The 26,022-nt window shown below is 60.6% G+C and carries 20 protein-coding genes; 11 read left to right on the top strand and 9 right to left on the bottom strand.

Going from position 1 to position 26,022, the window contains the following annotated elements; translation table 11 throughout:
• From hemW to DESPR_RS17675, 5 genes are all read left to right on the top strand, one after another.
• On the top strand, positions 1-1,152 hold the full coding sequence (gene hemW, locus DESPR_RS01900; protein WP_015723121.1) for a radical SAM family heme chaperone HemW: 1,152 nt from the start codon (positions 1-3) through the stop codon (positions 1,150-1,152).
• 376 nt (positions 1,153-1,528) lie between these two features.
• Positions 1,529-3,148 (top strand): fumarate hydratase, encoded by a 1,620-nt coding sequence (locus DESPR_RS01895; protein ID WP_015723120.1) that lies wholly within the window; start codon positions 1,529-1,531, stop codon positions 3,146-3,148.
• A 100-nt stretch (positions 3,149-3,248) separates the two neighbouring features.
• Entirely contained in the window at positions 3,249-3,920 is a 672-nt protein-coding gene (locus tag DESPR_RS01890; protein ID WP_015723119.1) for an LOG family protein, read from the top strand.
• Positions 3,921-3,969: 49 nt separating this feature from the next.
• Positions 3,970-4,488, top strand: coding sequence for a nitroreductase family protein (locus tag DESPR_RS01885; protein WP_015723118.1), 519 nt, complete (start codon positions 3,970-3,972; stop codon positions 4,486-4,488).
• A gap of 44 nt (positions 4,489-4,532) precedes the next feature.
• Positions 4,533-6,080 carry a PKD domain-containing protein gene (locus DESPR_RS17675; RefSeq protein ID WP_015723117.1) on the top strand — a complete coding sequence of 516 codons (1,548 nt, stop codon included), beginning with the start codon at positions 4,533-4,535 and terminating at the stop codon, positions 6,078-6,080.
• A gap of 263 nt (positions 6,081-6,343) precedes the next feature.
• Here DESPR_RS17675 and DESPR_RS01865 read toward each other — a convergent pair whose 3' ends face one another.
• From DESPR_RS01865 to DESPR_RS16930, 4 genes are all read right to left on the bottom strand, one after another.
• The gene (locus tag DESPR_RS01865) at positions 6,344-7,699 is read right to left on the bottom strand and encodes a (Fe-S)-binding protein (protein ID WP_015723116.1); all 1,356 of its coding nucleotides are present in this window, start codon (positions 7,697-7,699) and stop codon (positions 6,344-6,346) included.
• Between the two features lie 3 nt (positions 7,700-7,702).
• A complete protein-coding gene (locus DESPR_RS01860) occupies positions 7,703-9,097 on the bottom strand; it encodes an FAD-binding oxidoreductase (RefSeq protein WP_015723115.1) in 1,395 nt (464 codons plus the stop codon).
• A 292-nt stretch (positions 9,098-9,389) separates the two neighbouring features.
• Complete coding sequence (locus DESPR_RS01855; RefSeq protein WP_015723114.1) at positions 9,390-10,109, bottom strand: FadR/GntR family transcriptional regulator; 720 nt, start codon at positions 10,107-10,109, stop codon at positions 9,390-9,392.
• Positions 10,110-10,441: 332 nt separating this feature from the next.
• A complete protein-coding gene (locus DESPR_RS16930; protein ID WP_015723113.1) occupies positions 10,442-12,391 on the bottom strand; it encodes an L-lactate permease in 1,950 nt (649 codons plus the stop codon).
• 325 nt (positions 12,392-12,716) lie between these two features.
• On the opposite strand from DESPR_RS16930, the gene DESPR_RS01840 reads away from it, so the two are divergent.
• The 4 genes from DESPR_RS01840 to DESPR_RS01825 all read left to right on the top strand — a co-directional run bounded on the left by DESPR_RS01840 (position 12,717) and on the right by DESPR_RS01825 (position 18,974).
• Complete coding sequence (locus DESPR_RS01840; protein ID WP_015723112.1) at positions 12,717-13,265, top strand: LutC/YkgG family protein; 549 nt, start codon at positions 12,717-12,719, stop codon at positions 13,263-13,265.
• Positions 13,265-15,406: an L-lactate dehydrogenase (quinone) large subunit LdhH gene (gene ldhH, locus DESPR_RS01835; RefSeq protein WP_015723111.1), complete on the top strand. Its 2,142-nt coding sequence runs from the start codon at positions 13,265-13,267 to the stop codon at positions 15,404-15,406. Before DESPR_RS01840 ends, ldhH begins: the two co-directional genes overlap by 1 nt.
• Before the next feature lie 214 nt (positions 15,407-15,620).
• Complete coding sequence (gene pta / locus DESPR_RS01830; RefSeq protein ID WP_015723110.1) at positions 15,621-17,738, top strand: phosphate acetyltransferase; 2,118 nt, start codon at positions 15,621-15,623, stop codon at positions 17,736-17,738.
• Between the two features lie 27 nt (positions 17,739-17,765).
• Positions 17,766-18,974 carry an acetate kinase gene (locus tag DESPR_RS01825; protein ID WP_015723109.1) on the top strand — a complete coding sequence of 403 codons (1,209 nt, stop codon included), beginning with the start codon at positions 17,766-17,768 and terminating at the stop codon, positions 18,972-18,974.
• Between the two features lie 138 nt (positions 18,975-19,112).
• On the opposite strand, the gene DESPR_RS01820 is transcribed toward DESPR_RS01825, so the two are convergent.
• Both DESPR_RS01820 and DESPR_RS01815 read right to left on the bottom strand, forming a co-directional pair.
• The gene (locus tag DESPR_RS01820) at positions 19,113-19,445 is read right to left on the bottom strand and encodes a hypothetical protein (protein ID WP_015723108.1); all 333 of its coding nucleotides are present in this window, start codon (positions 19,443-19,445) and stop codon (positions 19,113-19,115) included.
• Between the two features lie 38 nt (positions 19,446-19,483).
• On the bottom strand, positions 19,484-19,687 hold the full coding sequence (locus DESPR_RS01815) for a hypothetical protein (RefSeq protein WP_015723107.1): 204 nt from the start codon (positions 19,685-19,687) through the stop codon (positions 19,484-19,486).
• A gap of 378 nt (positions 19,688-20,065) precedes the next feature.
• Here DESPR_RS01815 and DESPR_RS01810 point away from each other — a divergent pair, with 378 nt between their 5' ends.
• Positions 20,066-20,575, top strand: a complete 510-nt coding sequence (locus DESPR_RS01810) for a hypothetical protein (RefSeq protein ID WP_043769527.1) — start codon at positions 20,066-20,068, stop codon at positions 20,573-20,575.
• A 153-nt stretch (positions 20,576-20,728) separates the two neighbouring features.
• Positions 20,729-22,546 (top strand): ATP-dependent zinc metalloprotease FtsH, encoded by a 1,818-nt coding sequence (gene ftsH / locus DESPR_RS01805; protein WP_015723105.1) that lies wholly within the window; start codon positions 20,729-20,731, stop codon positions 22,544-22,546.
• 62 nt (positions 22,547-22,608) lie between these two features.
• Here ftsH and DESPR_RS01800 read toward each other — a convergent pair whose 3' ends face one another.
• The 3 genes from DESPR_RS01800 to glnA all read right to left on the bottom strand — a co-directional run bounded on the left by DESPR_RS01800 (position 22,609) and on the right by glnA (position 25,995).
• Complete coding sequence (locus tag DESPR_RS01800) at positions 22,609-23,292, bottom strand: CBS and ACT domain-containing protein (protein WP_015723104.1); 684 nt, start codon at positions 23,290-23,292, stop codon at positions 22,609-22,611.
• Positions 23,293-23,420: 128 nt separating this feature from the next.
• Entirely contained in the window at positions 23,421-24,374 is a 954-nt protein-coding gene (locus tag DESPR_RS16925) for a helix-turn-helix transcriptional regulator (RefSeq protein ID WP_015723103.1), read from the bottom strand.
• A gap of 292 nt (positions 24,375-24,666) precedes the next feature.
• Positions 24,667-25,995, bottom strand: coding sequence for a type I glutamate--ammonia ligase (glnA, locus tag DESPR_RS01790; protein ID WP_015723102.1), 1,329 nt, complete (start codon positions 25,993-25,995; stop codon positions 24,667-24,669).
• Between the last annotated feature and the right edge of the window lie 27 nt (positions 25,996-26,022).

The raw sequence follows: 26,022 nt of genomic DNA, 5'->3' as shown, positions 1-26,022 counted from the left end.
ATGGACCTTGCCGCCCAAGCCGGCATTTACCTCCATGTGCCTTTCTGCCGCCGCAAGTGCCCTTACTGCAGTTTTTTCTCTATTGTTCCCCAAGCCGGGGACATCCGGCGCTATGTCGAGACAGTACGGTTGCAGATGCGGCAGTTGGCCGCAGTGCCTGAGATCCAGGCGCTGCGCTTTGCCACTGTTTTTTTCGGCGGCGGCACGCCTTCCCTCCTTCCACCCGAGGCCTTGGCCACCCTGCTGGCCGATTGCCGCGCCGTGTTCCCTTTCGCCACCGAACAGCCGGAAATCACCATCGAGGTCAACCCCGGAACCATCGATCCCACAGGCCTCCGGCAGTTGAACCGGGCCGGATGCAATCGTCTCTCCATCGGCATCCAATCGCTGGACGACCGGGAGCTGCACCAGCTCGGCCGAATCCACACCGCCGACGAGGCCCTGGCCATCCTCGCCGCCGCCCGCGAGGCCGGCTTCGAGAACTGCAGCGCCGACCTGATGTACGGTCTGCCGGGGCAAACGGTGAACTCCTGGCAGCGCGGATTGGAACGGATCCTGGCTGCCGGCATCGACCACTGCTCGCTCTATGAGCTGACCGTGGAGGAGCACACTCCTTTTGCCCGGCAACTCGCCCAGCGGCAGTGGACCCTGCCCCCAGAGGACGAGGTACTGGCCATGATGACGGCGATCGACCGCACCGTCGGCCGCCACGGCCTCCATCGGTATGAAATATCCAACTACGCCCTGCCCGGCCTTGAATGCGCCCACAACCGCAACTACTGGCAAAATGGCTGGTATCTTGGCCTGGGACCGGGTGCAGTTGCCGCTTTCGGCGGCCAGCGCCGAACCGCCGTTGCCGACCTCGCTGCCTATTGCCATTGGATCGCCACCGGGCAAACCGTTTGGCAGACGACAGAGCGGTTGGATGCCGAAGCCGCCTTCCGCGAAACCGTGATCATGGGATTGCGCCTGCTGGCAGGTGTATCGATCAGCGCTCTTGCGCAGCGATTCGCCATCCATCTCCCAACCTATTACGGCCCCACCCTGTCGCGGCTGCTCGATCAGGGATTGGTGATCCTTGAACACGACCGCCTCCGTCTCTCGCCCACGGGCCTACCCCTGGCCAACCGGGTGATGGCCGAACTGGTCTAGGGCCGGTTTGTGGCCCCGAACCAGGCCACCGCGACAGGTTCGCCAGGGTTTCGCCCATCCCCTTGCCGCCGAACACCGCTCTCAATCGCGCCAATTGCCCGGTTTTCCAGTCTTGCCTTTGTCGGCTTCGCAGGGTAAAAGGTACGGTTGAACAATTTCCCGACGCCGGAATGCCTCGAAGCGAATTGTTCCGTCCACCGCTGCGGTGATGGATGTGGTGTGGAAGAAGCGATAACATCCCCTCGGCGCTTAACGGGTGAATGCTCCGTGGCCAAGGCGATGGCACAGCGAGCGGTTGTTTGTTTGTCGGATGGTCGGCCGGTTATCCGGGCGATCCCTCATACATTGTCTTTTCATTCAAACAAGGAGCACCATTATGGCAGGTTTTGTGTATCAGGATCCCTTCCCCCTCGGTAAAGATGAGACCCAATTCCGTTTGTTGGAGGGGTCCAGCAAGTATGTGTCCACCGAAACCTTCAACGGTCAGGAAGTCCTCAAGATCGACCCGGAAGGACTGAAGGTGCTGGCCAACCAAGCCATGCGCGAGGTGTCGTTCCGCCTCCGTCCGGCGCATAACGAGCAGGTGGCCAAGATTTTCGCTGATCCCGAGTCCTCGCGCAACGACAAGGAAGTCGCCTACGCCATGTTGCGCAACGCCGAGGTAGCCGCCAGCTATGTGCTGCCGGTCTGCCAAGATACCGGCACCGCCTGTGTTGTCGCCAAGAAGGGGCAGAACGTGTGGACCGGATGCGACGATGCCGAGATGATTTCGGCCGGCGTCTACACCACCTACACCGAGGAGAATCTCCGCTATTCCCAGAATGCGCCGCTGACCATGTACGAAGAGGTCAACACCAAGACCAACCTGCCGGCCCAGATCGACATCTATGCCACGCAAGGTGCGGAATACAAGTTCCTCTTCCTGGCGAAAGGCGGCGGCAGCGCCAACAAGACCTATCTCTATCAGGAGACCAAGGCCCTGCTCAACCCAGGCACCCTGAAGAAATTCCTGGTGGAGAAGATGAAGACGCTCGGTACCGCCGCCTGCCCGCCGTACCACATCGCCTTTGTCATCGGTGGCACCAGTGCTGAAACCTGCCTGAAAACCGTGAAACTGGCCTCGGCCAAATACCTGGACAATCTGCCCACCAGCGGCAATGAACTCGGCCGCTCCTTCCGTGATGTGGAACTGGAGCAAGAATTGCTGGTCGAAGCCCAGAAACTCGGTCTTGGCGCCCAGTTTGGCGGCAAGTATTTTGCCCACGACATCCGCGTCATCCGCATGAGCCGCCACGGCGCCTCCTGCCCGGTGGGCATGGGCGTTTCCTGCTCCGCCGACCGCAACATCAAGGCCAAGATCAACAAGGATGGCCTCTGGATCGAGCAGATGGACGACAACCCCGGCCGCCTGATTCCGGCCGAGTACCGTGACCGCAAAGGCGGCCATCAGGTGAAGATCGATCTCAACCAGCCGATCAAGAACGTGCTCGCCGAGCTGACCAAGCACCCGGTCTCCACGGTTCTTTCGCTCACCGGGACCATCATCGTCGGCCGCGACATCGCCCACGCCAAGTGGAAAGAGTTGCTCGACGCCGGTAAGCCGTTGCCCGATTATCTCAAGAATCATCCGGTCTACTATGCCGGCCCTGCCAAGACCCCGCCCGGCAAACCGTCCGGTTCCTTCGGCCCGACCACGGCCGGCCGCATGGACAGCTATGTCGATCTGTTCCAGGCCAACGGCGGCTCCATGGTGATGATCGCCAAGGGCAACCGCTCGCAGCAGGTGACCGATGCTTGCAAGAAGCATGGCGGCTTCTACCTCGGCTCCATCGGCGGCCCTGCCGCCCTGCTGGCCGAGGAGAACATCAAGAAGGTCGAGTGCATCGACTATCCGGAACTGGGCATGGAAGCGGTATGGAAGATCGAAGTGGTTGACTTCCCGGCCTTCATCCTGGTCGACGACAAGGGCAACGACTTTTTCAAGGGCCTGCTGTAATTCCTCTCTGCCGCCGGCCGTCCGCGGTCGACGGCTCGGTTGACAACTCCTGACCGATGGGAAGGATCACCTTCCCATCGGCCGTCTTCTTCGTTTTTTCATGGATGACCTGAAAACCTCGGAAGCCTGGCGGATTTTCCGCATCCAGGCCGAACTGATCGATGGTATCGAAACCCTCAACGATCTCGGGCCCGCTGTGTCGGTTTTCGGCGGCGCCCGTTTTGGTGAGAATTCCCCCTATTATATCGCCGCCCGAGAAACGGCGGGGCTGCTGGTCCAGCAGAATCTGGCGGTGATCACCGGCGGCGGCCCCGGGATCATGGAGGCGGCCAGCCGTGGCTGCTTCGAGGCAGGCGGCACCTCGGTCGGGCTGAACATCATTCTGCCCCGGGAGCAGCACCCCAACCACTTTCAGAACCGCAGCCTCACCTTTCGCTATTTTTTCATCCGCAAGCTGATGTTTGTTCGCTACGCCATGGCCTATGTCATTTTCCCCGGCGGTTTCGGTACGATGGATGAATTTTTCGAGTCCTTGACCCTGATCCAGACCAAAAAGATTCGCCGGTTTCCCATCGTCCTCTTTGGCACCAGCTACTGGCAGGGGTTGCTCGACTGGATCCGGGCGGAGATGCTCCCCCACAGATCCATTGCCCCGGAGGATCTGGATCTGTTTCACCTGGTCGACACCCCCGAGGCCGTGGTGGAGATCATCGGCTGCTACCTGGAGGAATGCCGCCAGTATCAAGGCGACCAGCGTCGGACCACGGTCTGACTCCGCCGCCCCCACGCACCAACACCTTGAACGTACTTCGGGAGGCCCCATGAACCCCAAACTGCATTTCATCTTTTCGCGACGCAGCATTCGCACCTTCACCCAAAAGGAAGTACCGGACAGCATGATCACCGACCTGCTGGAAGCGGCCATGGCCGCGCCTTCCGCGGTGGCCAAGGATCCCTGGCATTTTCTCGTCCTGCGCACCCGTGGTTCCTTGGACCAGCTGGCCGCCTGTCTCCCCAATGGCAAGATGCTCGGCGGGGCCGCCGCCGCCCTGGTGGTGTGTGGCGACATCGACCGGGCCCATGACCGGGAGCTCTCTTTTTTATTGCAGGATGTAAGCGCCGCGATCGAAAACATTCTCCTGGCGGCCAATGCCCTGGGCTTGGGCGCCTGCTGGCTGGGCATCCATCCCCGCGAGGAGCGGATTGCGGCCGTCTCGCGGACGTTCTCTCTCCCCGAAACCATCATTCCGGTGTCCGCCATCGCCCTCGGTTGGCCGGCCCAGGACAGTCCGGCCCGCACCCGCTACAATCCAAACCTTGTACATGGGGAACAATGGTGAATCTGTTTCTCCTTCCCCCATCAATACTTTACCCGATGCCTTCTATGTCTCGTCTTCTCTATGCACTTTTCCTTCTGGCCCTGCATGGCCTGGCCTGTATTCCCGCTGCGGCCGCGACCCAATCCATCCATGTCGAATGGGGATATACGCCTCCGAGCACCCCGGCGGTCAGCGGTTTCAAGCTGTATCAGGAAGGAAGTTTTGTCTGTCAAGTCAAAAACCCCAAGGCAACGGCCATGGATTGCGCGGTTACTCTAACGACCGACATCACCCATTTCACCCTGACCGCCGCCTTCACGGATGGAACCGAAAGTCCGCATTCCGCGCCGTTCGCCTTTACCAGCTCCAAAGCAGGCAGTTCCGGGACAACGGGCGCCTCCACCAGCAGGGTATCCACAGCTGTCCTCTCCTCAAGTACCGCGGCAGGGACAAACCCGTTGACCATCTCCTTTGACGGGTCCGGCTCGACGGCTGCCAATCGGAGCTCGATCATCTCCTACTCTTGGAATTTTGGCGACGGTTTCAAGGCCACCGGCGCCAGAACCTCCCACACCTTCACCGAGGCGGGTACCTATACCACCACCCTAACCATCGAAGACAGTCAGGGCGGAACAAGCAAGGCCAGCACCCCCATCGTGGTTACCACGCCGGTCAGCGCTCGCCAGGCCACCTCGAACAATAGCTCTACATCGGTGCCCTCCCGCACTGTCTCCGCAACCACACCGAGTGAGGCAACGACTGCTACCTCCTCCTCGACCACAACCGCCAACAACCGGAACACGGCCGGGACTGGAGCCGCCAGGTTGGCCCTTGAAGCGGGCGAGATCGGAATTACCAGCAATTGGGTCCACGTTCCTTTTGCCTCGCGCTACAGCAATCCCATCCTGGTGGTTGGACCACCAAATTTCTCCAACAGTGCGCCCTGCGGCGTCCGTACTCGCAATGTCACCGCCACCGGTTTTGATGTCCGGATTGCAGAATGGACCTATCAGGACGACAAACACCCGGAAGAAACCATCAGCTATCTAGTCATGGAAAAGGGAAGGATCACCTTGAACAACGGTTCCGTGGTCGAGGCCGGAAGTTTCACCGGTTCAGCCACTGCGCGACCGATCTCCTTTAGTAAAACCTTTCAAGCCGTTCCCGTGGTCTTGACCACCGTCACCTCAACCAATGAGGCCGAATCCATCGCCGGCCGGGTTCACAACATCAACCGTTCCGGATTCACCTACTTTTTCCAGGAACAAGAGAGCAACCTTCGCGCTGATCATCGCAACGAAACCGTGCATTACGTGGCCTGGCAACCGGGCATAGGTGCAACCGGAATGGTCCGATTCGAGGCATCGTCCACCGGCAAGCTGGTTTCCAGTTCTTGGTCCAAGGCCCGCTTTCAGAGCGCCTTCAGACAACCGCCCCTGGTCCTGGCTAGCCTGCAAACCCTGGCCAATGCGGAGCCATCCACCTTGCGTGTAAAGAAAATAACCACCGAAGGATTTCAGATAAAAATCCAGGAGGAACGGTCAAAAGATCGGGAAATGAAACATCCGGGAGAACAGGTCGGCTATCTGGCCATTTTCCCGACCGGACAGTAATACCGTTGCACTTTGAACCGGCACCGGGCAGACAGCGCAACATGATAGAGTACGGGGCAGCACCACCCGTTTTGGTCAAAAGAAAACAAAACAGGCCATGAGGAGAGGGTCCTCTTCACCGTGCTCGGTCGGTAGGGAAGACCCCATCGTCCTGTTGACGAGGAAAGAAAAACAAAGGACTGGCCAGCACAAGAGATGAAAAAAGGGGAAAGGATGTAACATCCTTTCCCCTTTTTTCTTGTGTCTCCGGAGAACGCTCCCGCTCAGGAACGGGCCCCCTCTTTCTCCTTCCGATACGACTCAGCCAGCAAGGAGATGTAGTGGATGATCTTTTGCTGGCCGCCGCTGCGATGGACATTATCCAGCAGTTGCATCATGCAGGCCGGACACCCCGTGGATACGGTATCGGCGCCGGTGCGGTTGATGTCGTCGGCTTTTTTACGGCCGATGGTGCTCGCCGTCTCGTAGTGGGAGAGGACAAAGGAGCCACCGCTGCCGCAACAGGCGTCCGGCGCCGACATTTCCTTGAAGGTGAGACCGGGGATGACGTTGAGGATCTCGCGTGGTTCGGCAGAAACCTTCATTGCCTTTTTCAAATGGCAGGAATCGTGGTAGGTGACCACCCGTTCCACCCGTCCCTTGGGTTCGCGCAAGGTGATCACCCGGGTGAGGAACGTGGAGATGTCGTACGTCCGCTTGGCCCAGTATTCGGCCTTGGGACCGTAAACCGGGTCGGCGGCCAGAATCTCGGTGTAGTCATGCTGCCAGGCGCTACCGCAGGAGCCGCAGCCGGTAATCAGGTATTCACAACCCGTCGCCTCGAAGGCATCGATATTGGCGCGGGCCAGCTTGCGCACGGTGTCGATGTCGCCATGAACCAGCACCGGCACGCCGCAGCAGTTCTGCCCTTTGGGGATATGGACCTCGATCTGGTTGGCACTCAGGACCTCGATCAGATCCTGGCCGGCCTCGGGGTAGAAATAGTTCAAGGAATCGCCGGTAAAGAAAGCCACCTTCATCGTGCTGCCCGCCACCTTGACCACGTCGTCCACCCGGTCCCGCAACGGAGTGACGTTCAGGGCCGGCATCTGTCGCTCGCTGTCGAGGCCAATCGGCCCCCCCACCTTGGCAAAGGGGGCGCGGGGCGAGATAGCCTTGCCGCCTTGGTCGGTCTTGAAGGCCAATCCTTGGAGGGCCGCCCCGATCCGCATGCTGGTATCAAACAGCGAGGGATGCTTGAGGGTGGAAAAAATTGCCTTCTTCAGCCAGGGTAGGCCGTTCTTGCGCACCAAGGCAGCCCGCAGGGCCAGGATGATCCGGCCGAAATTGACCTTGGTCGGGCAGTTGGTCATGCAGGATTTGCACACCAAACAGTTAAACAGCATCTCATAGACCTGGGGATCGTCGAGTTCCAGCTGACCGTCGAGCACGGCCTCGGCCACCGCGATCTTGGAGCGGGTGACGGAGGTTTCCAGCTTATCCGCCCCGTACACCGGACACACGGCCATGCAGTTGCCGCACTTCATGCATTTGTCGAGTTCCTCGCGGACGATGGCCAGATCGTCGTGGTAGGTTTTTCCAGCCCGTACCACCCGGGCCTTGTCTTCTGTGACCGCCATGATTCAGTTCTCCCGCACAGGAACCATCTTGCCCGGATTGAGCACGTACTCGGGGTCCAGCGACTCCTTGATGCTGCGCATCAGGTCCAGGCCGCTCTGACCGAGCTCATCGCCGAGATACTTCATTTTTGCCATGCCGATACCATGTTCGCCGGACAAGGTGCCGCCAAAATGCAGGGCTGCCTCGAAAATCTCGTCGACCGCCTTGTGCATCCGGCTCATTTCGTCCTGGTTGTTCTTGTCGCAGAGGATGGTGGGATGGAGATTGCCGTCGCCGGCATGCCCAAAGGTGCCGAGCGTCAATGCATATTTCTTGCCGATGTCCTGACAGGCGATGAGCATGTCGGTGATGCGCGAACGCGGCACGGTGGCATCCTCAAGGATGACGGTGTTGTTGAGCGAAGCCAGGGCCGGCAAGGCGTTGCGGCGCGCGGTCCACAGCTGGTCGCGCTCCTGATCGGTATTCGCCGTTCTGAGATTGCCGTTATTCTCGGTCACCACCCGCATCACCGCCTCGGCTTCGGCGTTGACCACATCCTCGGACATGCCGTCCACCTCGATGAGCAACAGGGCCTCGGCATCCACCGGCAGGCCGATATGGGCGAAATCCTCGACGGTTTGAATGGTCATCCGATCCATGATTTCAAGCGTGGCGGGAATGACCTGGGCGGCGATGATCCCGGCCACGGCATTGCCCGCATCGGCCAGGGTTTTGAACTCACCGGTCATGGTGCGGCGAAATTTCGGGGCGGGGATCAGTTTGGCGGTCAGTTCGGTGATGATGCCGAGCGTCCCTTCCGAACCGACAAAGAGGTTGGAAAAATCATAGGCAGTGACGTTCTTCACGGTTTTGCCGCCGAAGCGGACCTTGTCGCCGCTGGCCAGCACCACTTCCATACCCATGATGTAATTTTTGGTCACGCCGTACTTGAGGCCGCGCAGGCCGCCGGAGTTTTCCGCCGCCGAGCCGCCCATGGTGGCGGTGGCCACCGTGCCCGGATCGGGCGGATAGATCAGCCCATGGGACGCGACAGCGGTGTTGAGGGCATTGATCACCACCCCGGGCTGGACCACGGCGGTGAGGTTGGCGGCATCGATCTCCAGGATCTTGTTCATTTTCTGGAAGGAGAGGACAATCCCCTTCTTCAGGGGCACGGTGCCGCCGCTGAGATTGGTGCCGGCGCCACGCGGATAGATGGCGATCTTGTGACGCCGGGCCAGGCGGACGATGTCCTGGACCATTTCGGCACTGGTTGGCAACACGACCACATCCGGCACCTGCCGCGGCACATCGGCGGTGGCATCATAGCTGTACGCCACCAGATCGACCTTGCCGGTCAGTACATTTTCTTTTCCTACCAGGGCCTCGAGTTGTTCAATAACGGTCTTGTCAAGCATATCGACTGTTCTCCTTTGCGCTGAACGCACATGCCGGATTCACTCTCTCCGCCGCAACTTCCCGTACCTGCCTGCTTATTCGACGGCGGTATTGTTGTCTTACCAATTATCACTTGAAAAATGATCTGTCAAATAAAATCACGCGCGGCCGTCGCCAGAACCCGCCGTATTTGCGGACAACTCTCGGGAAGCAGAACAAAAAATCACCGCAAAACGAAGGGCGGCGAGGGAAACGGGAGGGGATCGAGAAAAGGAATCCACCCCTGTCGAAAGAGGCGGACAGGGGGGCAGGTCAGTTGGGTTGGCTGGAGACGTAGGCGGCGCTGCGTTTTTCCGCGAAGGTGAGGTGATGCATCATCATCTCACGCGCCCGGTCCGCATCCCGGGAACGAATGGCCGCCACCAGGGCGGAATGGTGTTGATAGAGCAGTTTGTGGTCTTCCAGGGTCAGATACACCGCCCGCCACACGCCGCGCTGAAACTCCTTCATGGCGTCGAAAATGGACTGCATCAGGTGCAACCAGACAATGTTGTGGGTGGCGCGGGCGATGACGATATGCAGATTGGCATCCAGATCCTCGGACGGCAGCTGATCGGTCAGATTCTTTTCCATGCCGGCCAAAATCTCCTCCATGCGGCGCAGATCGTCAGGCAGTGCTCGCTGGGCCGCATAGTAGGCAGTCCAGGATTCCATGCACTTGCGCACTTCGATCACCTCCAGGGCGCGTTCCTGCTGGCTGCGGATCAACTCGCTCAGCGAGCCGCCCTGCCCGGCGTCGACCAGAGATAACACCACGGTGCCGCCCCCCTGATAGGACATCACCAATCCGGCCGCGGCGAGGATATTGAGCGCCTCGCGCACCGAAGGGCGGGAAACGCCGAACATCTCGGCCAACTCCCGTTCTGGCGGCAGCTTGTCGCCGGGAGCGAAATCACCGGCAAGAATCGAGTCGCGAATCTGGTCTGCTATCTGGGTGGAAACCTTCTTTGGCTTGATCGGTTTGAATCGCATAGTCGTCCACACGGTTAACATCACTCAGGGAATCGGGCCTTTTCTACTCCACCACCTGGTGAAATGCAAGGAATTGTCATCTGCATCGACACGACGGGCGCGGGAGCGAACAGCTGAAACGGATGAAACGGACAAGGTTCTCGAATGGCTCGGCCCTCACAACAGAAAGGGGAGATGCCTTGGCATCCCCCCTTTGATCGAGAAGGTCTCCGGGTGGCCCGATGAAAGGCCACCCGGAGGGACGTGCGTCCTCTTCGTCAGTGGGGGCGAATTGTCCGGCCAGGGGGAAGTGAACCGGACAATTCCTGAGGAAGAGAGACAAGGAGATCAGGTTACGGAATCATCCATTGCAGGTAGTAGGCCTGGAGATAGACCATGACGCAGACGATGAATGTCAAGAACAACGAATGCTTCAGGGTAAAACGGAACAGGTTGCCTTCCTCGCCGACCATGCCGCACGCGGCGGTGGCAACGGCCAGGGACTGGGGAGAAATCATCTTGCCCATGACACCACCCGAGGTATTGGCGGCACCGGTGAGAATCGGGCTGATCCCCAACTGTTCAGCCGTGGCCTTCTGCAGACCACCGAAGAGCACGTTGCTCGAGGTGTCGGAACCGGTGAGGAACACGCCCAGCCAGCCGAGAATCGGGGCGATGAACGGGAACCAATGACCGGTCTTGGTGAAGACCAGACCGAGGCAGTTGGTCATGCCCGAGGCATTCATCACATAGGCCAGACCAAGCACCGAGGCCACGGTCAACGCCGGGAAGCGCATGTCGACGATGGTCTTGCCGGCGATTTTTGCCACATCGCCAAAGCCGACGCCGCAAATCAGGGCGGACAGCAGGGCCGCGATCAGGATGGCGGTACCGGCCGCGGACAGATAGTTAAAGTTATACTTGGCGGCGATCTTGGTGGGCAGTTGGTCGGCAAGCGCCTTGGTCAGCGACTTGAACTGATCCTTTTCCACCACCTTGTCCTTGACCAAGCCCTCGCTCAACTTCTTCAGCTCTTCCGATTTCTTGAAAACCGGCTCAAAGGCCTTGAAACGCTCTTCCGGCAGAACCGCACCTTTGCCGACAAGCCGCTGCTCCACTTCGGCCAAGGGGCCTTGCAGGGCTTTCAACTCGCCAAGCAGGGTCACGACCGGTGCCAGCTTGGCCTCACCGGCGGGCAGCGCGGCGGTCAGCTTGTCGATTTCACCGTTGACCACGGCGATCTTCTGCAGGCCCACATCAGGGGTGTTGACCTTCTTGACGATCATGTTGTCCAGACCGGTCACGGTGATGACCACCTTGCCGATATTGTCGAGGCCGGCCTTGACCGAGGGCAGCCCCCAGAGGAGAACCATCAGGGTGAGAAACAGGTAAGGCGTCCACGCGCGCAGAATCTGCCCGCCGGTATAGTTGTGCTCTTCCCTGGTTGCGGCCTTCTCATGGGCGAAAACGAAGTTTTCCTTGGGCTGCCAGACGCGGAGCAGGATAACCAGCGCTGCCATGGCAGCCAGCGAGGCGGTGATGTCCGGCAGGTACGGACCGACATAGCTCGCGGTCAGCCATTGCGCAATGGCAAAGGTCACGCCGCAGGTCAGAATGGCCGGCAGGACCTCCATCGCCTTCTTCAGCCCAGCCATCATGACGATGACATAGAAGGGGATAAAAACCGAGATAAACGGCAGCTGATGACCAACCATCTTGGAAAGCTTCATCATGCCGTCGTCGCCATAGCCCATGACCGCGGACAGGGCGACCACTGGAATACCGATGGCACCGAAGGCCACCGGCGCGGTGTTGGCCACCAGACAGACACCGGCGGCGTAGAGGGGACGGAAACCGAGTCCCACCAGGGTGGCGCCGGCAATGGCCACCGGCGTGCCGAACCCGGCCGCGCCTTCGATAAAGGCACCGAAGCAGAAGGCGATCAGCAGGGCCTGAATGCGGCGGTCCGCAGTCAAGCCGGCCAGCGAGGCGCGGATGATCTCGAACTGTCCGCCTTTAACGGTAATATTGTAGAGAAACAGGGTGGTGAGCACGATGTAGAACACGGGGAACAGACCAAAGGCGGCGCCTTGGCCAAAGGCCAGGCCAGCGAGCTTGGCCGGCATCCCCCAGACGGTGACGGCGATGGCGAAGGCTGAAGCCACCGCCAGCAAGGCAGCCTTGTGCGCTTTCATCTTCAGTACCGCGAGGCACACAAAGATGACGACCAGGGGAATGCTGGCGACAAGGGCCGACATTCCCAGACTCTCCCCTATGGGGGTGTAGTTTTGTATCCAGGGCATAACGGGTTCTCCTAAGTGGTGGAGGATTAACATACAACCCCAGGGCCGGGGCGGGTTACGGATGTCCAGGAAGAGCGCGCGTCATCTTTTGGCTTTGTTAATTGGTAATACCAGTTATTCCACTTTGAAAAAGTTGTCAAGACATTTTTTAGCGCCTCCGGAAAAACAATGTTGACAAAGGGCGATAGTATGCAATATGGTTAGGCATAATTTGGTTTTACAACTTGAAAAAATGACCAGCGCTGTTGGTGCGGCTCCGGAAAGGCCGACGGAATGGCCGGTCACGACTGGACCGGTTCCACGACCGGGAAAGAGGGAGGAGCAGATGTTTGATCAATTCAGAACCAGGGCCGAGGGCGTCAGTGCCGAGGTGCACCGTTTTTCAACCCCAGCGGAGGCGCTTGATTTTCTCGTCACCCTCCTCCGCGCCGAGGGCGTGGCCGACCAGCCCGGCCAGGGGGCAGTGGTGGCCGACAGCCCCTTTTTGAACGCCATCGACCGTCAACAGCTGGACGCGATCGCGGGGTTGCATTTCGAGGTCACCCGCCAGCGGGCGGCCGACGCCAAGGTCGGCATCAGCCAAGTCGACTGGGCGCTCGCCGATACCGGCACCCTGGTGCAGGATGCCACCGCCATCGATAAACGGCTGGTATCGACCCTGCCGACCATCCACGTGGCCGTGATCGCCACTTCCGGCCTGCTCCCGGACATGCCGGCCTGGCTGGCCGAGGTGCAGCCGCAAAACACCGGCTACATCGCCATGATCACCGGCCCGAGCCGAACCGCCGACATCGAGCGGGTGCTGACCATTGGCGTTCACGGGCCGGAGCGGCTCGTCATCGTTTTCATCGACCAGCTGGGAGGGACCAACTGATGCAGCAGGAATTCAAACAATCCATCGACCGTGCCCTGCACAACGCCAACCTCACCGGCGCGCTCGGCAAGTTTTCCGAGGCCTACAAGGTCAACCGGGCCAAGGCCTATGAGGGCATCGATTTCGAGGCCCTGCGCACCACCATCGCCGGCCTGAAGTCTTACGCCGCCTCGCACCTCGACGAACTCTCCGACCTGTTCCAGAAAAACGCCGAGGCCAAGGGCGCCAAGGTCTTCCGCACCAACGACCCGGCCAAGGTCCGTGAATACATCCTCAAGGTCGCCCAGGCCAACAACGTCAAGTCGGTGGTCAAATCCAAATCCATGGCCACCGAGGAGATCCACCTCAACCCCTTCCTGGAGAAGGCGGGCATCGAGGTCAACGAAACCGATCTCGGCGAGTGGATCATCCAGCTGGCCGGCCAGACCCCCTCGCACATGGTCATGCCCGCCATCCACATGACCAAGGAGGAGGTGGCCGACATTTTCTCCAAGGAGGTCGACGAGCGCCTCAGCTCCGACATTCCCCGCCTGGTCAAGGTGGCGCGCAATGAAATGCGGCCCAAATTCCTCCGCGCCGACATGGGCATCTCCGGCGGCAACATCGCCGTCGCCGAAACCGGCTCCATCACCCTAGTGACCAACGAGGGCAACGCCCGCATGGTGACCTCGCTGCCCAAGATCCACATCGCCGTGGTCGGCATCGAGAAACTGGTGGCCAAGTTCAGCGACATCGGCCCGATCCTCAAGGCCCTGCCGCGCAGCGCCACCGCCCAGCTGCTGACCAGCTACGTCTCGATCATCTCCGGCCCGACTCCCAACAGCGACGGCTCGATGAAAGAGCTGCACATCATCCTCATGGACAACCACCGCTCCGAGATGGCCGCCGATCCGCTGTTCAAGGAGGCGATGCAGTGCATCCGCTGCGCCTCCTGCCTCAACGTCTGCCCGATCTTCCGCCTGGTCGGCGGCCATGTGTTCGGCAAGGTCTACACCGGCGGCATCGGCACCATCCTCACCGCCTGGCACGATGAGCTGAAGAGCTCCGAAGACATCCAGGGGTTGTGCATCCAGTGCGGGGCCTGCAAGGACGTCTGCCCCGGCAAGATCGACATCCCCGGCCTGATCATGGAGATCCGGCGGCGATTGGTCAAGGAACAGGGCCTGCCGCTGGTGCACAAGTCGATCTACGCGGTGGTCAACAACCGGAGAGTGTTCCACGGGATGCTCCGCGCCGCCTCCGTCGCCGCCAAGCCGTTTGCCAAGGGCACCAAGTTCATCCGCCACCTGCCGATGTTTCTCGCCGATCTCACCGACGGCCGCAGCCTGCCGGCCATTGCCGCCAAGCCCTTCCGCGATGTCTTCAAAACCATCCAGCAACCGAAAGGCTTGCAGGAGAAGGCGGTCTTCTACGCCGGCTGCCTGATCGATTTCGCCTACCCGGAGATGGGCGTGGCCTTGGTGAAGATCCTCAACAAGGCGGGCATCGAGGTGCTGTTCCCCGACGGCCAGACCTGTTGCGGCGCGCCGGCTCGGTACAACGGCGCCTACGAGGTGGCGGCCAACAACGCGGTCGACAACATCCAGGCCCTGCTGGCGGAGCAAGCGAATTATGTGATCTCCGCCTGCCCCACCTGCACCGTGGCCCTGGATCATGAGTTCATCGCCACCTTCGAGAGCCTCGGTCAGCGCAAATGGCTGCCCCAGGCGCGCGAACTGGCCGCCAAGACCATCGACTTCTCGACCCTGGTGAAAAAACTGGTCGACGAGGGGCGCTTGACCCTCAAGGAAGGCAGGCAACTGGGCAAGATCACCTATCACGACTCCTGTCACCTCAAGCGGACCCTGCACGCCGACCAGCCGCCGCGCGAACTGCTGCAGAAGGCCGGGTACGAGCTGGCCGAGATGTTCGAGTGCGATATCTGCTGCGGCATGGGCGGCTCCTACTCGCTCAAACTGCCGGAGATCTCGGCGCCGATCCTGCAGCGTAAACTGAAAAACATCAAGGATACCGGCGCCCCGGTGGTGGCCATGGACTGCCCCGGCTGCGTCATGCAGATCCGCGGCGGCATGGACCAGGATGGCGCCCCGGTCCAGGTGCGCCACACCGTTGAGCTGATCGCCGACCAACTGGAGGGATGACGGTGAGCGCCGATCCCGGCTCCGCGATCTGCGGCGGCCGGGATCGGCGGTTCGATCCGCATGATTTGATTTGCTCACAATCCGATAGAGTTATACACTTACAGCAACGACACAATCCCCCGGCCCCCGGTTGGAACTGCTCCCTGTTCCGGCCGGGGCCGGTCCGTTTTCCGTCTCTCCTCCCGCGTCCTGCGGGAATATGAGGTTTCATTCCATGGCAAACAATCTTTACGTCACGGCAGCAGAGGAACGAAGCGGCAAATCGGCGATCATTCTCGGGGTCATGCAGGTGATCCTCAAGGAGATCAGCCGGATCGCCTTTTTTCGCCCGATCATCAACGATCACGTCTTTGGCCGGGTTGACCACGATCTCAACCTGATCCTCAAATACTTCAAGCTCGACATCGAGTACAACGACACCCACGCCTACACGCTCAGCCAGGCGCGCCAGCTGATCTCCTCCGGCCAGGAGGGCATTCTCTACGAAAACATCCTCAAGAAATACAAACAGCTCGAAGCCCGGTACGATTTCGTGCTCTGCGAGGGCACCGATTTCCAGGGCAAGGATCCGGGCTTTGAACTCGACCTTAACGCCAACATCGCCGCCAACCTGGGCGCGCCGGTGCTGCTCATCGCCTCGGGACGCGAAAAGTCCACCGAGGAGATCTGCACCCATACCGCGATCACCATCGATACCTTGGAAGAAATGGGAGTCGACATCGCCGCCTGCATCATCAACCGCGCCCCGGAAACCTTTCTCCGTGATACCGCCAGCAACGCCAAGTGCCGCGAGCAGTTCGGCCGCCCCCACCCCCTCTACGTGATCCCGGAAAACAAGGCCCTGGGCAATCCGACCATCGACGACGTCAAGCGCTGGCTGGGGGCCGAGGTTTTGTACGGCAAGCCGAGCATGCTCAATCTGGTGAACAACTATCTGGTCGCGGCCATGCAGATCAGCAACTTCCTCGAGTACATCAAGGAAGGCAGCTTGATCATCACTCCCGGCGACCGTTCGGACATCATCATCGCAAGCCTCGCCAGCCGGATCTCCTCGGCCTACCCCAACATCTCCGGCATCCTCATCACCGGCGGCATCGAGGTCAGCCCCAGCGTCCAGCGCCTGATCCAGGGTTGGACCGGCATCCCGGTGCCGGTGCTGTTCGTCGAATCGCACACCTACGACACGGTGCAGAGCGTCAACGAACTCTACGGCCGCATCGAACCCACCGACGACAAGCGTATCGCCACCGCGCTCGGCTGGTTCGGCAAGTATGTCAACGTACCCGAACTGACCAAACGAGTGGTCTCCCAGCGCTCGGTCAAGATTACCCCGCGCATGTTCGAGTACTCCCTGGTGGAAAAGGCGGCCAGCAACCGGCAGCACATCGTCCTCCCCGAAGGCACGGGCGAGCGGATCCTCAACGCCACCGACATCATCCTCCGCCGCGGCATCGCCGACATCACCCTGCTCGGCAAGGAGGACGAGATCCGGGCCAAGGCCAACAAGCTCAATCTCAACATCGAGGGCGCCCAAATCCTCGACCCGACCAGCTCAAGCTGTTACGAGGAGTTCGTCCAGACCTATTTCGATATCCGCAAGCATCGCGGGATCGTCATGGACGTGGCCCGGGACCGGATGTCCGACCCCACCTACTTCGGCACCATGATGGTGCACAAGGGCCTGGCCGACGGCATGGTCTCCGGCTCGGTGACCACCACCGCCCAGACCATCCGCCCGGCCTTTGAGTTCATCAAGACCAAGCCCGGCGTGTCGGTGGTCTCCTCGATCTTCATCATGTGTCTGCAATCCAAGATCCTGGCGTTCGGCGACTGTGCCGTGGTCCCCAACCCCGATGCCCGCCAATTGGCGGAAATAGCCATCAGCTCGGCGGAGACCGCGCGAATCTACGGCATCGAACCGCGGGTAGCCCTGCTGAGCTACTCCACCGGTTCGTCCGGTTCCGGCGAGGATGTGGACAAGGTGGTCCACGCCACCGCCATCGCCAAGCAGCTGATGGCCGAGCGCGGCCTCGACTATCCGTTGGAAGGCCCCCTGCAGTACGATGCCGCCTTCGATCCCGAGGTTGGCCGGCTCAAGTCGCCCAATTCACAGGTGGCCGGCCAGGCCACGGTGTTCATCTTCCCGGACCTCAACACCGGCAACAACACCTACAAGGCCGTGCAGCGAGCCGCCAACGCCGTGGCCATGGGCCCTGTTCTCCAGGGACTCAACAAGCCGGTCAACGACCTGTCGCGCGGCTGCACCGTCCAGGACATCGTCGATACCGTGGCCCTGACCGCCATTCAGGCGCAAGTGGCCAAGAACCGTTAAGCCCACTCCTCCAACGGACACGAGATTATGAAATTTTTTATTATTAATTCAGGAAGTTCCTCGATCAAGTACCAGGTGATCGAGATGAAGACGGAAACCGTGCTGGCCACGGGTTTGGTGGAACGGATCGGCGAGGAGACCGGCCGCTTGAAAAACACCTTCCTGCCGGGGACCGCCACCCAGCGGGAAACCGTGCTCGAGCAGCAGATCGCCGACCATTACAGCGGCATGATGCTGGTTATTTCCCTGCTCACCGACAAGGCGCACGGGATTATCAAAGACACTTCCGAGATTAGCGCCATTGGTCACCGGGTGGTCCACGGCGGCGAGGATTTCCGCGAATCCACCCGGATCACCCCCAAGGTGATCGAGGCCCTCCAGCGCAATATTCCGCTGGCGCCGCTGCACAACCCGGCCAACCTCGACGGCATCCGCGTGGCCATGGACATCTTCCCGACGGTCTTCCAGGTGGCGGTGTTCGACACCGCCTTCCACCAGACCATGCCGCCGCGCGCCTTCATGTACGCCCTGCCCTACCAGCTCTACGAGCAGGACCGGGTACGGCGTTACGGCTTTCACGGCACCTCGCACCGCTTTGTCGCCGGCGAGTGCGCTCGTCTCTTGGCCAAGCCGCTGGATGAATGCAACCTGATCACCGTCCACCTGGGCAACGGCTGTTCGATGACCGCGATCGAAAATGGCCGCAGCATCGATACCTCGCTGGGGATGACCCCCCTGGAGGGGCTGGTGATGGGCACCCGTTGCGGCGATCTCGACCCGGCCATCCATCTGTTTCTGAAGCAGAACAAGGGCATGGACCTGGAAGCGATCGATGCGATGCTCAACAAGGAGTCGGGCCTCAAAGGTTTGTGCGGCATGAACGACATGCGCGACATCCATCAGGCAGTGGCGAGCGGCGATGCGCGCGCCACCCTGGCCTTGGAAGTGCAGACCTACCGCAACCGCAAGTACATCGGCGCCTACATGGCGGTGCTTGGCCGGGTGGATGGGATTGTCTTCACCGCCGGCATCGGCGAGAACGACGACATCGTCCGCGCCGAATCGCTCAAGGGGTTGGAGGTCTTTGGCGTCCACCTCGACCCGGAAAAAAACCGCCTACGCTCCAAGGAGGCACGCCGCATCAGCCGCGAGGACAGCTCGGTGCGGGTTTTCGTCATCCCCACCAACGAAGAGCTGGCCATCGCCCGGGAAGTGGCCAACGTCCTCCGGGGCTGAGCACGGATCGACGCTGTCAGGCCCCCGGCGTCCGGGACGCCGGGGGAATACGCGCTCTCCACAGCAGCGTCCGTTCCTGGATTTTCGGCCCCGGAACTCTCTGACCTGTCCCGAAGCCGCCTCGCATGAGGCGGCTCCTCACCATCGTCCACGGTAACCTCGATCATGGTGATGCCGATGATGCGGCCGCCGGTGATCATGATAATACACCGGCGGAGGCGGGTTATACCGATACCAGCCGCGCGGCGGATAGGGGGGCGGCCCCACTGGAACATACCGGTCATAGCCGTAGACATACGGAGGAGGCCGGTGGTGCACATAGCGGGGATAACCGCCAAAGCCCAGCACCAGCCCCCCCAGATCGGCGCCCACATAGACACGACTTCGGGCCTCGACCTGATTCACATGTCCTTCCAGTCCCAACAGCGCCAGGACCAGCATTCCGCCAACAAGCATTTTCCTGCCGTTCATTTTTTTCTCCTTTGCGTTCGTTGACACGGTCGCCTCGGTCAGCGACCTTCCTGTCCCTTCTTTCTGATCGGCCCCAGTCTGACCCGCTCATCGGGGTGCATCCCGGTGGGCTTGTCGCACTGCAGAACCACCTTGCCCCGGTGGACGGAGAGCACCGTGCAGAAATGCTCGTGGTCCAGGGGCGGGGCGGTGATCAGCAGGGTCAGGCAGACCAACAGGCCACCTCGTTCTTTTCGGTTCATCGTTGTTCACACTCCTCAAGGATCGGCCAGCGACGAATCTCCGATCCTGTGCCTGCACTGTAGATTGGCCTCCGGTGGCTGTCAGTGGATATCGGGTGACCTGTTCCCCGATACCGGGCCATGTCGGGTTCATGTCGGCACCACCCATCAACTTGCTTTATCGATATTTTTAACAAGACGACACCAGCAGGGGCCACAGCTGCCGCTCAATCCAGCGGCAAGATCCATTCCGGCAACAGCCATCGGGAGGGGTGAAAAAAAAAGACGTGCATCCTCTTGACCGGTTATGCGCTTTCCGAACACGGCAGGGGTATGGTATGAAAACCAGGCAGCGCCCCCTTCTTCATCGAATCGTCCATCAGCCGGAGGAAACCTGTGGTGAAATCGCAGCAGTCGGATCGCTTTATTTACATCGTCGGCGAACAGCAAAACGGCATCATTGCCGAACATTCCGAGGTCTTCACCTTTACCCACCAATCAATGGGTGCCATCGCAACCGATGAATTGACCCTGGTGCTCGCCAACGTGTTTGGCAAAAACCAGTATTTTCCTGGTCCAGATGGCGCCCTGACCTCGGTGATTCACGAGTACACCCGCCGCTCGGAACGATTCAACCGCATGAAATCCCGCCTGAAAAAGGGCCGCTGTACCATTATCACCGCGTTCAAACGGCTGGATGGCGAGATTTCGGTCAAGGTGGCCGCGGTGGTTCCGGTCCAACCGGGGACCTTGGATGTCGATCGGCCGGACGGATTCCATCAACTGTTGATCGCCACCCTGCCCGAGTATCAGGAGGTCTTCACCGAGGAGGCCTATGCCCAGGATTCAAAGCTCATCGACATCGTCAAGGAGGCAACCCTGCATCACATCACCGCCAAGCTCCAGTAAGGCGGCAAGCGGGCGGCCTGCCGCTCCCGGCAAACGTTTGAAATTCTATCCTGTCGAGAAGATTGGAATTTCCGCTGGCACTCCCTCGGCCGCATGATTATTATCCCCCCAACACACGTTGTTTTTCCCTTGGACCCTTTCCCTGGTGCAGACATGGAGAACAAACACAAATACAATGTGATCTTTGCCATCTTCGCCGCCTTCGGCATTCTGATCATCCACGAAATCTGGGTCGAGCAGCAGAGCATCACCGCCGTGCCCTACAGCGAGCTGGAAACCCTGCTCCAGCAGGGCAAGGTGGCGGAACTGAGCATCCGGGAGAAGTACATCGTCGGCGAGCTGAAGGAGCCTGACCCAAACGGCAAGAAAATCATCGTCGCCAACCGGGTCGAACCGGGTCTCGCCGAGCACCTGTCGAAATACAATGTCCCCTATACCCAGATCTATGAGAGCAAGTTCCTGGCCACCCTGCTCTCCTGGATCGTGCCGGCGCTGGTGTTCTTCGGCATCTGGATGCTGATCTTCCGTAAGTTCGTCGACAAACAGGGAATAGGCGGCGGCTTCATGAACATCGGCAAATCCAAGGCCAAGGTCTACGTGGAACACCAGACCGGAGTCAGCTTCGAGGATGTGGCCGGGGTGGAGGAGAGTAAGGCGGAACTGCAGGAGATCGTTGATTTTCTCAAGGCGCCCGAGGATTACGGCAAGCTGGGGGCCCGCATGCCCAAGGGCGTGCTCCTGGTCGGCCCTCCGGGCACGGGCAAAACCCTGTTGGCGCGGGCGGTAGCCGGAGAGGCCGGGGTACCCTTCTTTTCGATCAGCGGCTCGGAATTTGTCGAAATGTTCGTCGGCGTGGGCGCGGCCCGAGTGCGCGACCTGTTTGAACAGGCGCGCAAGTCAGCTCCTGCCATCATATTCATCGATGAACTCGACGCCTTGGGGCGGGTGCGCTCCGCCGCCGGCCTGGGCGGCAACGACGAACGGGAACAGACCCTCAATCAGCTGCTGGTCGAACTGGACGGCTTTGATCCGAGCAGCGGCCTGGTACTGCTTGCCGCCACCAACCGACCCGAGGTGCTTGACCCCGCCCTGCTCCGCGCCGGCCGTTTCGACCGCCAGGTGCTGGTCGACCGACCCGACAAACTGGGGCGCATCGCCATCCTCAAGGTGCACATGAAAAAAATCCAGATGGGCAGCGATGTCGATGCCGGCCACGTGGCCGACCTGACCACCGGTTTTTCCGGTGCCGATCTGGCCAACCTGGTCAACGAGGCAGCCCTGCTCGCCACCCGCCGTCAGGCCACCGAGGTCAGCATGGAAGATTTCACCCAGGCTATCGAGCGTATCGTCGCCGGCCTGGAAAAAAAGAATCGGTTGCTCAATGCCAGAGAGCGCGAGATCGTCGCCTACCACGAGGTCGGCCATGCCCTGGCAGCCCTGGCCCTGCCCGGCAGCGATCCGGTGTACAAGATTTCCATCATTCCTCGGGGCATCGGCGCCCTGGGCTACACCCTGCAGCGGCCGACAGAAGATCGCTTCCTCATGACCAAGGAGGAACTGGAGCACAAGATCGCCGTGCTCCTCGGCGGGCGGGCGGCGGAGAAGCTCATTTTCAACCACCTGTCCACCGGCGCCTCGGACGATATCGCCCGGGCCACGGACATTGCCCGCAACATGGTCACCCGTTACGGCATGGATCCGGCCATCGGCTTTGTCGTCTACGAGGAAAATCAGCCGACTTTTCTCGGCCAGCAGCACGGGCCAGGGATCAACGGCTGCCAGATCAGCGACAGCACGGCCCAGCAGATCGACGCCTCGGTGCGCAAGATCATCGACGACACCTTTGCCGTGACCTATCGAATCATGGAAAACAACCGGGAAATACTGGAACGTTGCGCCAAGATCCTGCTGGAAAAAGAAACGCTGCTGGAAAAGGAATTGGTCGAACTGACCCAAGGGTTGCAGCGATAAGCAAGCGCGCGCCGGATGCGGAACGGGCGTCCGGCGCGATCAGGGAACGATGCCGGCAACAATCACCTGCCTGTTGATCGTGGCAGGAAGGGTTGCAAATCGGGCTCGTAACGGGTCAATATCCGAAACCCCTTGGCCTCCAGGGCGGCAATCGCCCTGTCCCCCTCCGCCTTGGCCACCCGGATCACCAGATGGAAGATGTCGGGAGAGTCCTTGACCGGCCAGCAGAAGAAGCTCTGAATGTTGATGCCCTGTTGCTGAAAAATCGCGGTGACCTCGGCCAGCCGGCCGATCCGGTCGTCGACCAGGACCCCGAGGCGCATGCTCTCCTCGCCCATGCCGATGGCCTGGAGCAGCACGGCCATGACATCGGTGCTGGTGACGATCCCAACCAGGGTGTCGCCCACCATCACCGGCAGGGAACCGATCTTCTCGGCTTGCATGATCGAGGCGGCCCGTTCGATGGTGGTTTCCGGGGTGACGGTCTTGACCGTTCTCACCATGATCATGCCCACCTCGACCTTTTCCAGGAGGTAATGGAGCTCGTGGGCGCTGAGGGCGGTGGCCGGAGAGGCCCAGTTCTGCTTGAGGTCGCGATCGGACACAACGCCAACCAGCCGTCCGCGGTTGCTGACCACCAGCAGGTGCTCGATCTGGTGCATGGCGATCAGTTCGCGGGCCTCGACCAGGGTGGTTTCCGGCGACACGGTGATCAGCTTGGTGTGCATGATTTGGCCAATATACATCCATTCCTCCTTGCGCGAAAACGCGGGGCTCCGCTTGGCGCCGCGCCTTCAGGGGCGGTTCTGTTCCGACAATGAGACCGGCCAGGACGGAGCCGCTCGATAGCAGCGGACAACCACGCCCAGCGCGCTCATTGCTTGCCTTCAGTCGGGGCAACCGGGACAAAGGTCTGCGTTTTTTTGTTCCAGTCGTACTTGCCGGCGAGCCACAGCTCCTCGATCTCGTTGAAATCGATCAAATTGCTTCCCGGCAGGGAATAGGTTTCATGAGCTCTGAGAATTTCGCTGTCACTGATGACGTAATCCTTGTCCCGGTCGGCCCAGTGATAGGGAGCAATGGTGATCCGCCGTTCGCCGCCGATCTTTTCGCCAAAACTCTGCCCTTCCCGGGTGATGAGGTCGCCAGCGAACTCGATCTCCTCATCGGGGCGGAGTTTCTTGTCGGGCTTCACCAGGTAGAGAAAAGCCGCCTCGCCGCCGGCCAGCTTGCCGATCCACCGAGGATTTTTTCCGAACTCCTTGGGCGAGCCCTCGCCTTCCGCGCCGATGGCCTGCCCCTCGCCCAACAACTCGTCGCGGATGAGCAGGGTGTTGCCGGCATCCAGCGCACCGGTGATCCGTATCAGCACCGGAAAGGACAGGTTGGGCGCCGTATGCGCGGGCATGATCCGCACCGCCTCCATCCCGGACCGATTCGTGACGATCACGGCCCAGGCCAGGGCAGCGACGATCAGCACGCCCGCCCCGGCAAGAATCCACCACCGGCCACGCGGCCATGGCACCCCAATTCGTCCGGCAAGGGAGGAAACCGCCTTGTCGGCAGCTGCTTCCTCGCCGCCGATTTCCGCGTCCGGCTCGCGATCAGCCTCCATCTCCAGCAGTTCCTCCAGGGACACTTCCAGGGCCTCGGCCAGCTTTTTCGCGTTCTCCAGCTTGATGCTGGGGTAGCGACGGTTCTCCCAGCGGGAGATGGTGTCGGTGGTCACGCCGACCACGGTGGCGAGATACAGTTGGGTCAAGCCCTTCTGCTCCCTGATCAGGCGGATCTTATTGCCGTTGATGTCAACGCTGTTGCTGCTGTTCATTCAGGTGCCATGAGGTTGGAGCAGCACTCCTCCGGCATGGCGGTTCCCCCGGGTGTTGCGCCTCGCTCTCCCCGAACCGCACCATGCGGGTCTGCTGCCGCGTCCCATCGGAGACGTGGCGGCATTATACGCGAACCGCCCGCCGAAAGCTACCCGCGCGGACAAGAAACACGCGCCGCACCCCAAGCCCACCATGGCCCGGTCGCTGCCGGCGTTCCCTGCCAAGGGCACGAAAAAGGGGGCACCCCCGAAGGAATGCCCCCTTGAAGGGACCGTAGGCTGATCTATTCGATCAATATCTGCTCAAATAATTGTCCAGTTCCCAATCGGTCACCGCGGTGCGGAAGGCATCCCATTCCTTTTCCTTGCCTTCGATATATTTCTCGAAGATGTGCGGTCCCAGGGCATCCTTGGCGATCGGGTTGGCCTTCAGTTCCTGGATGGCTTCGTACAGGTTGGCCGGCAGGCTGGCGATGCCGGCCTCCTTTTTCTCGCCGGCGGTCATCTCAAAAATGTCGGCATTGACCGCATCCGGGACCGGCAGGTTGTTCTTGATGCCGTCCAGGCCCGAGTTCAGCATCATGGCAAAAGCCAGGTACGGGTTGCAGGTGGGATCGGGGCAACGAACCTCGGTGCGGGTGCCCATGCCCCGTGAGGCCGGGATACGGACCAGGGCCGAACGGTTGGAGGCAGACCAGGCCACGTACACCGGGGCCTCGTAGCCAGCGACCAGGCGTTTATAGGAGTTGACCAGCGGGTTGGTCACCGCGCAGAACCCCTTGGCGTTCTTCATGATGCCGGCGATGTACTTGTAGGCCACCTCGCTCAGCTGCAACGGTCCTTTCTCGTCAAAGAAAGCGTTGGTGCCGTCCAGGTTGAACAGCGACTGGTTGGTGTGCATGCCGGAACCGTTGATCCCGAACACCGGCTTGGGCATGAAGGTGGCGTGCAGGCCGAACTCGGCGGCAATCGAGCGCACCACCCACTTGAAGGTCACGGTGTTGTCGGCGGCGGTCAGGGCATCGGCATACTTGAAGTTGATCTCGTGCTGGCCCTCGGCCACCTCATGATGGGAGGCCTCGATCTCAAAGCCCATGGCTTCCAGGGTCTGGATGATCTTGCGGCGGCAGTCGATGCCGGCGTCGTCGGGCTCCACGTCGAAATAGCCGGTCACGTCATCGGTGATGGTGGTGGCCAGGCCCTCCTCGTCGCGGCGGAAGAGGAAGAATTCGCACTCGGTGCCGACGTTCATCGTGTAGCCCATGGCCTTGGCCTCGGCGAGCACCCGCTTGAGGTTGTTGCGCGGACAGCCGATGAACGGGGTGCCGTCCGGCTTGTAGACATCGCAGATGACCCGGGCGGCATTGCTGCCGTCTTTTTCGCGCCAGGGCAACAGGACAAAGGTGTCATAGTCCGGCTTGAGGTACATGTCCGATTCGTTGATGCGAACAAATCCCTCGATGGACGAACCGTCGAACATGATCTTGCCGTCAAGCGCCTTCTCGATCTGGCTGAGCGGCATGGCGATGTTCTTCATCGCGCCGAAAATATCGACGAACTGGAGGCGGAAGAAATTGACATTCTTCTCTTTGATAATCTTCATTATTTCATCGCGTGTCATAACTCATCTCCTATCCTGGATGGTTGA

This window comes from Desulfobulbus propionicus DSM 2032 (genome assembly GCF_000186885.1).
GTDB lineage: Bacteria > Desulfobacterota > Desulfobulbia > Desulfobulbales > Desulfobulbaceae > Desulfobulbus > Desulfobulbus propionicus.
Note: the sequence above shows the minus strand (reverse complement) of the source record. Positions and strands in the feature narration are given on the sequence as shown.

Bases quoted from the DNA above. Each gene is read 5' to 3' on its own strand.
- DESPR_RS01815 (WP_015723107.1), bottom strand. From the start codon at position 19,687: ATGAACCGAAAAGAACGAGGTGGCCTGTTGGTCTGCCTGACCCTGCTG.
- DESPR_RS16930 (WP_015723113.1), bottom strand. From the start codon at position 12,391: ATGCCCTGGATACAAAACTACACCCCCATAGGGGAGAGTCTGGGAATG.
- pta (WP_015723110.1), top strand. From the start codon at position 15,621: ATGGCAAACAATCTTTACGTCACGGCAGCAGAGGAACGAAGCGGCAAA.
- DESPR_RS01800 (WP_015723104.1), bottom strand. From the start codon at position 23,292: ATGTATATTGGCCAAATCATGCACACCAAGCTGATCACCGTGTCGCCG.
- DESPR_RS01890 (WP_015723119.1), top strand. From the start codon at position 3,249: ATGGATGACCTGAAAACCTCGGAAGCCTGGCGGATTTTCCGCATCCAG.
- DESPR_RS01860 (WP_015723115.1), bottom strand. From the start codon at position 9,097: ATGCTTGACAAGACCGTTATTGAACAACTCGAGGCCCTGGTAGGAAAA.
- DESPR_RS16925 (WP_015723103.1), bottom strand. From the start codon at position 24,374: ATGAACAGCAGCAACAGCGTTGACATCAACGGCAATAAGATCCGCCTG.
- DESPR_RS01885 (WP_015723118.1), top strand. From the start codon at position 3,970: ATGAACCCCAAACTGCATTTCATCTTTTCGCGACGCAGCATTCGCACC.
- ldhH (WP_015723111.1), top strand. From the start codon at position 13,265: ATGCAGCAGGAATTCAAACAATCCATCGACCGTGCCCTGCACAACGCC.
- DESPR_RS01895 (WP_015723120.1), top strand. From the start codon at position 1,529: ATGGCAGGTTTTGTGTATCAGGATCCCTTCCCCCTCGGTAAAGATGAG.
- DESPR_RS17675 (WP_015723117.1), top strand. From the start codon at position 4,533: ATGTCTCGTCTTCTCTATGCACTTTTCCTTCTGGCCCTGCATGGCCTG.
- DESPR_RS01865 (WP_015723116.1), bottom strand. From the start codon at position 7,699: ATGGCGGTCACAGAAGACAAGGCCCGGGTGGTACGGGCTGGAAAAACC.
- DESPR_RS01825 (WP_015723109.1), top strand. From the start codon at position 17,766: ATGAAATTTTTTATTATTAATTCAGGAAGTTCCTCGATCAAGTACCAG.
- ftsH (WP_015723105.1), top strand. From the start codon at position 20,729: ATGGAGAACAAACACAAATACAATGTGATCTTTGCCATCTTCGCCGCC.
- DESPR_RS01840 (WP_015723112.1), top strand. From the start codon at position 12,717: ATGTTTGATCAATTCAGAACCAGGGCCGAGGGCGTCAGTGCCGAGGTG.
- DESPR_RS01820 (WP_015723108.1), bottom strand. From the start codon at position 19,445: ATGAACGGCAGGAAAATGCTTGTTGGCGGAATGCTGGTCCTGGCGCTG.
- hemW (WP_015723121.1), top strand. From the start codon at position 1: ATGGACCTTGCCGCCCAAGCCGGCATTTACCTCCATGTGCCTTTCTGC.
- glnA (WP_015723102.1), bottom strand. From the start codon at position 25,995: ATGACACGCGATGAAATAATGAAGATTATCAAAGAGAAGAATGTCAAT.
- DESPR_RS01855 (WP_015723114.1), bottom strand. From the start codon at position 10,109: ATGCGATTCAAACCGATCAAGCCAAAGAAGGTTTCCACCCAGATAGCA.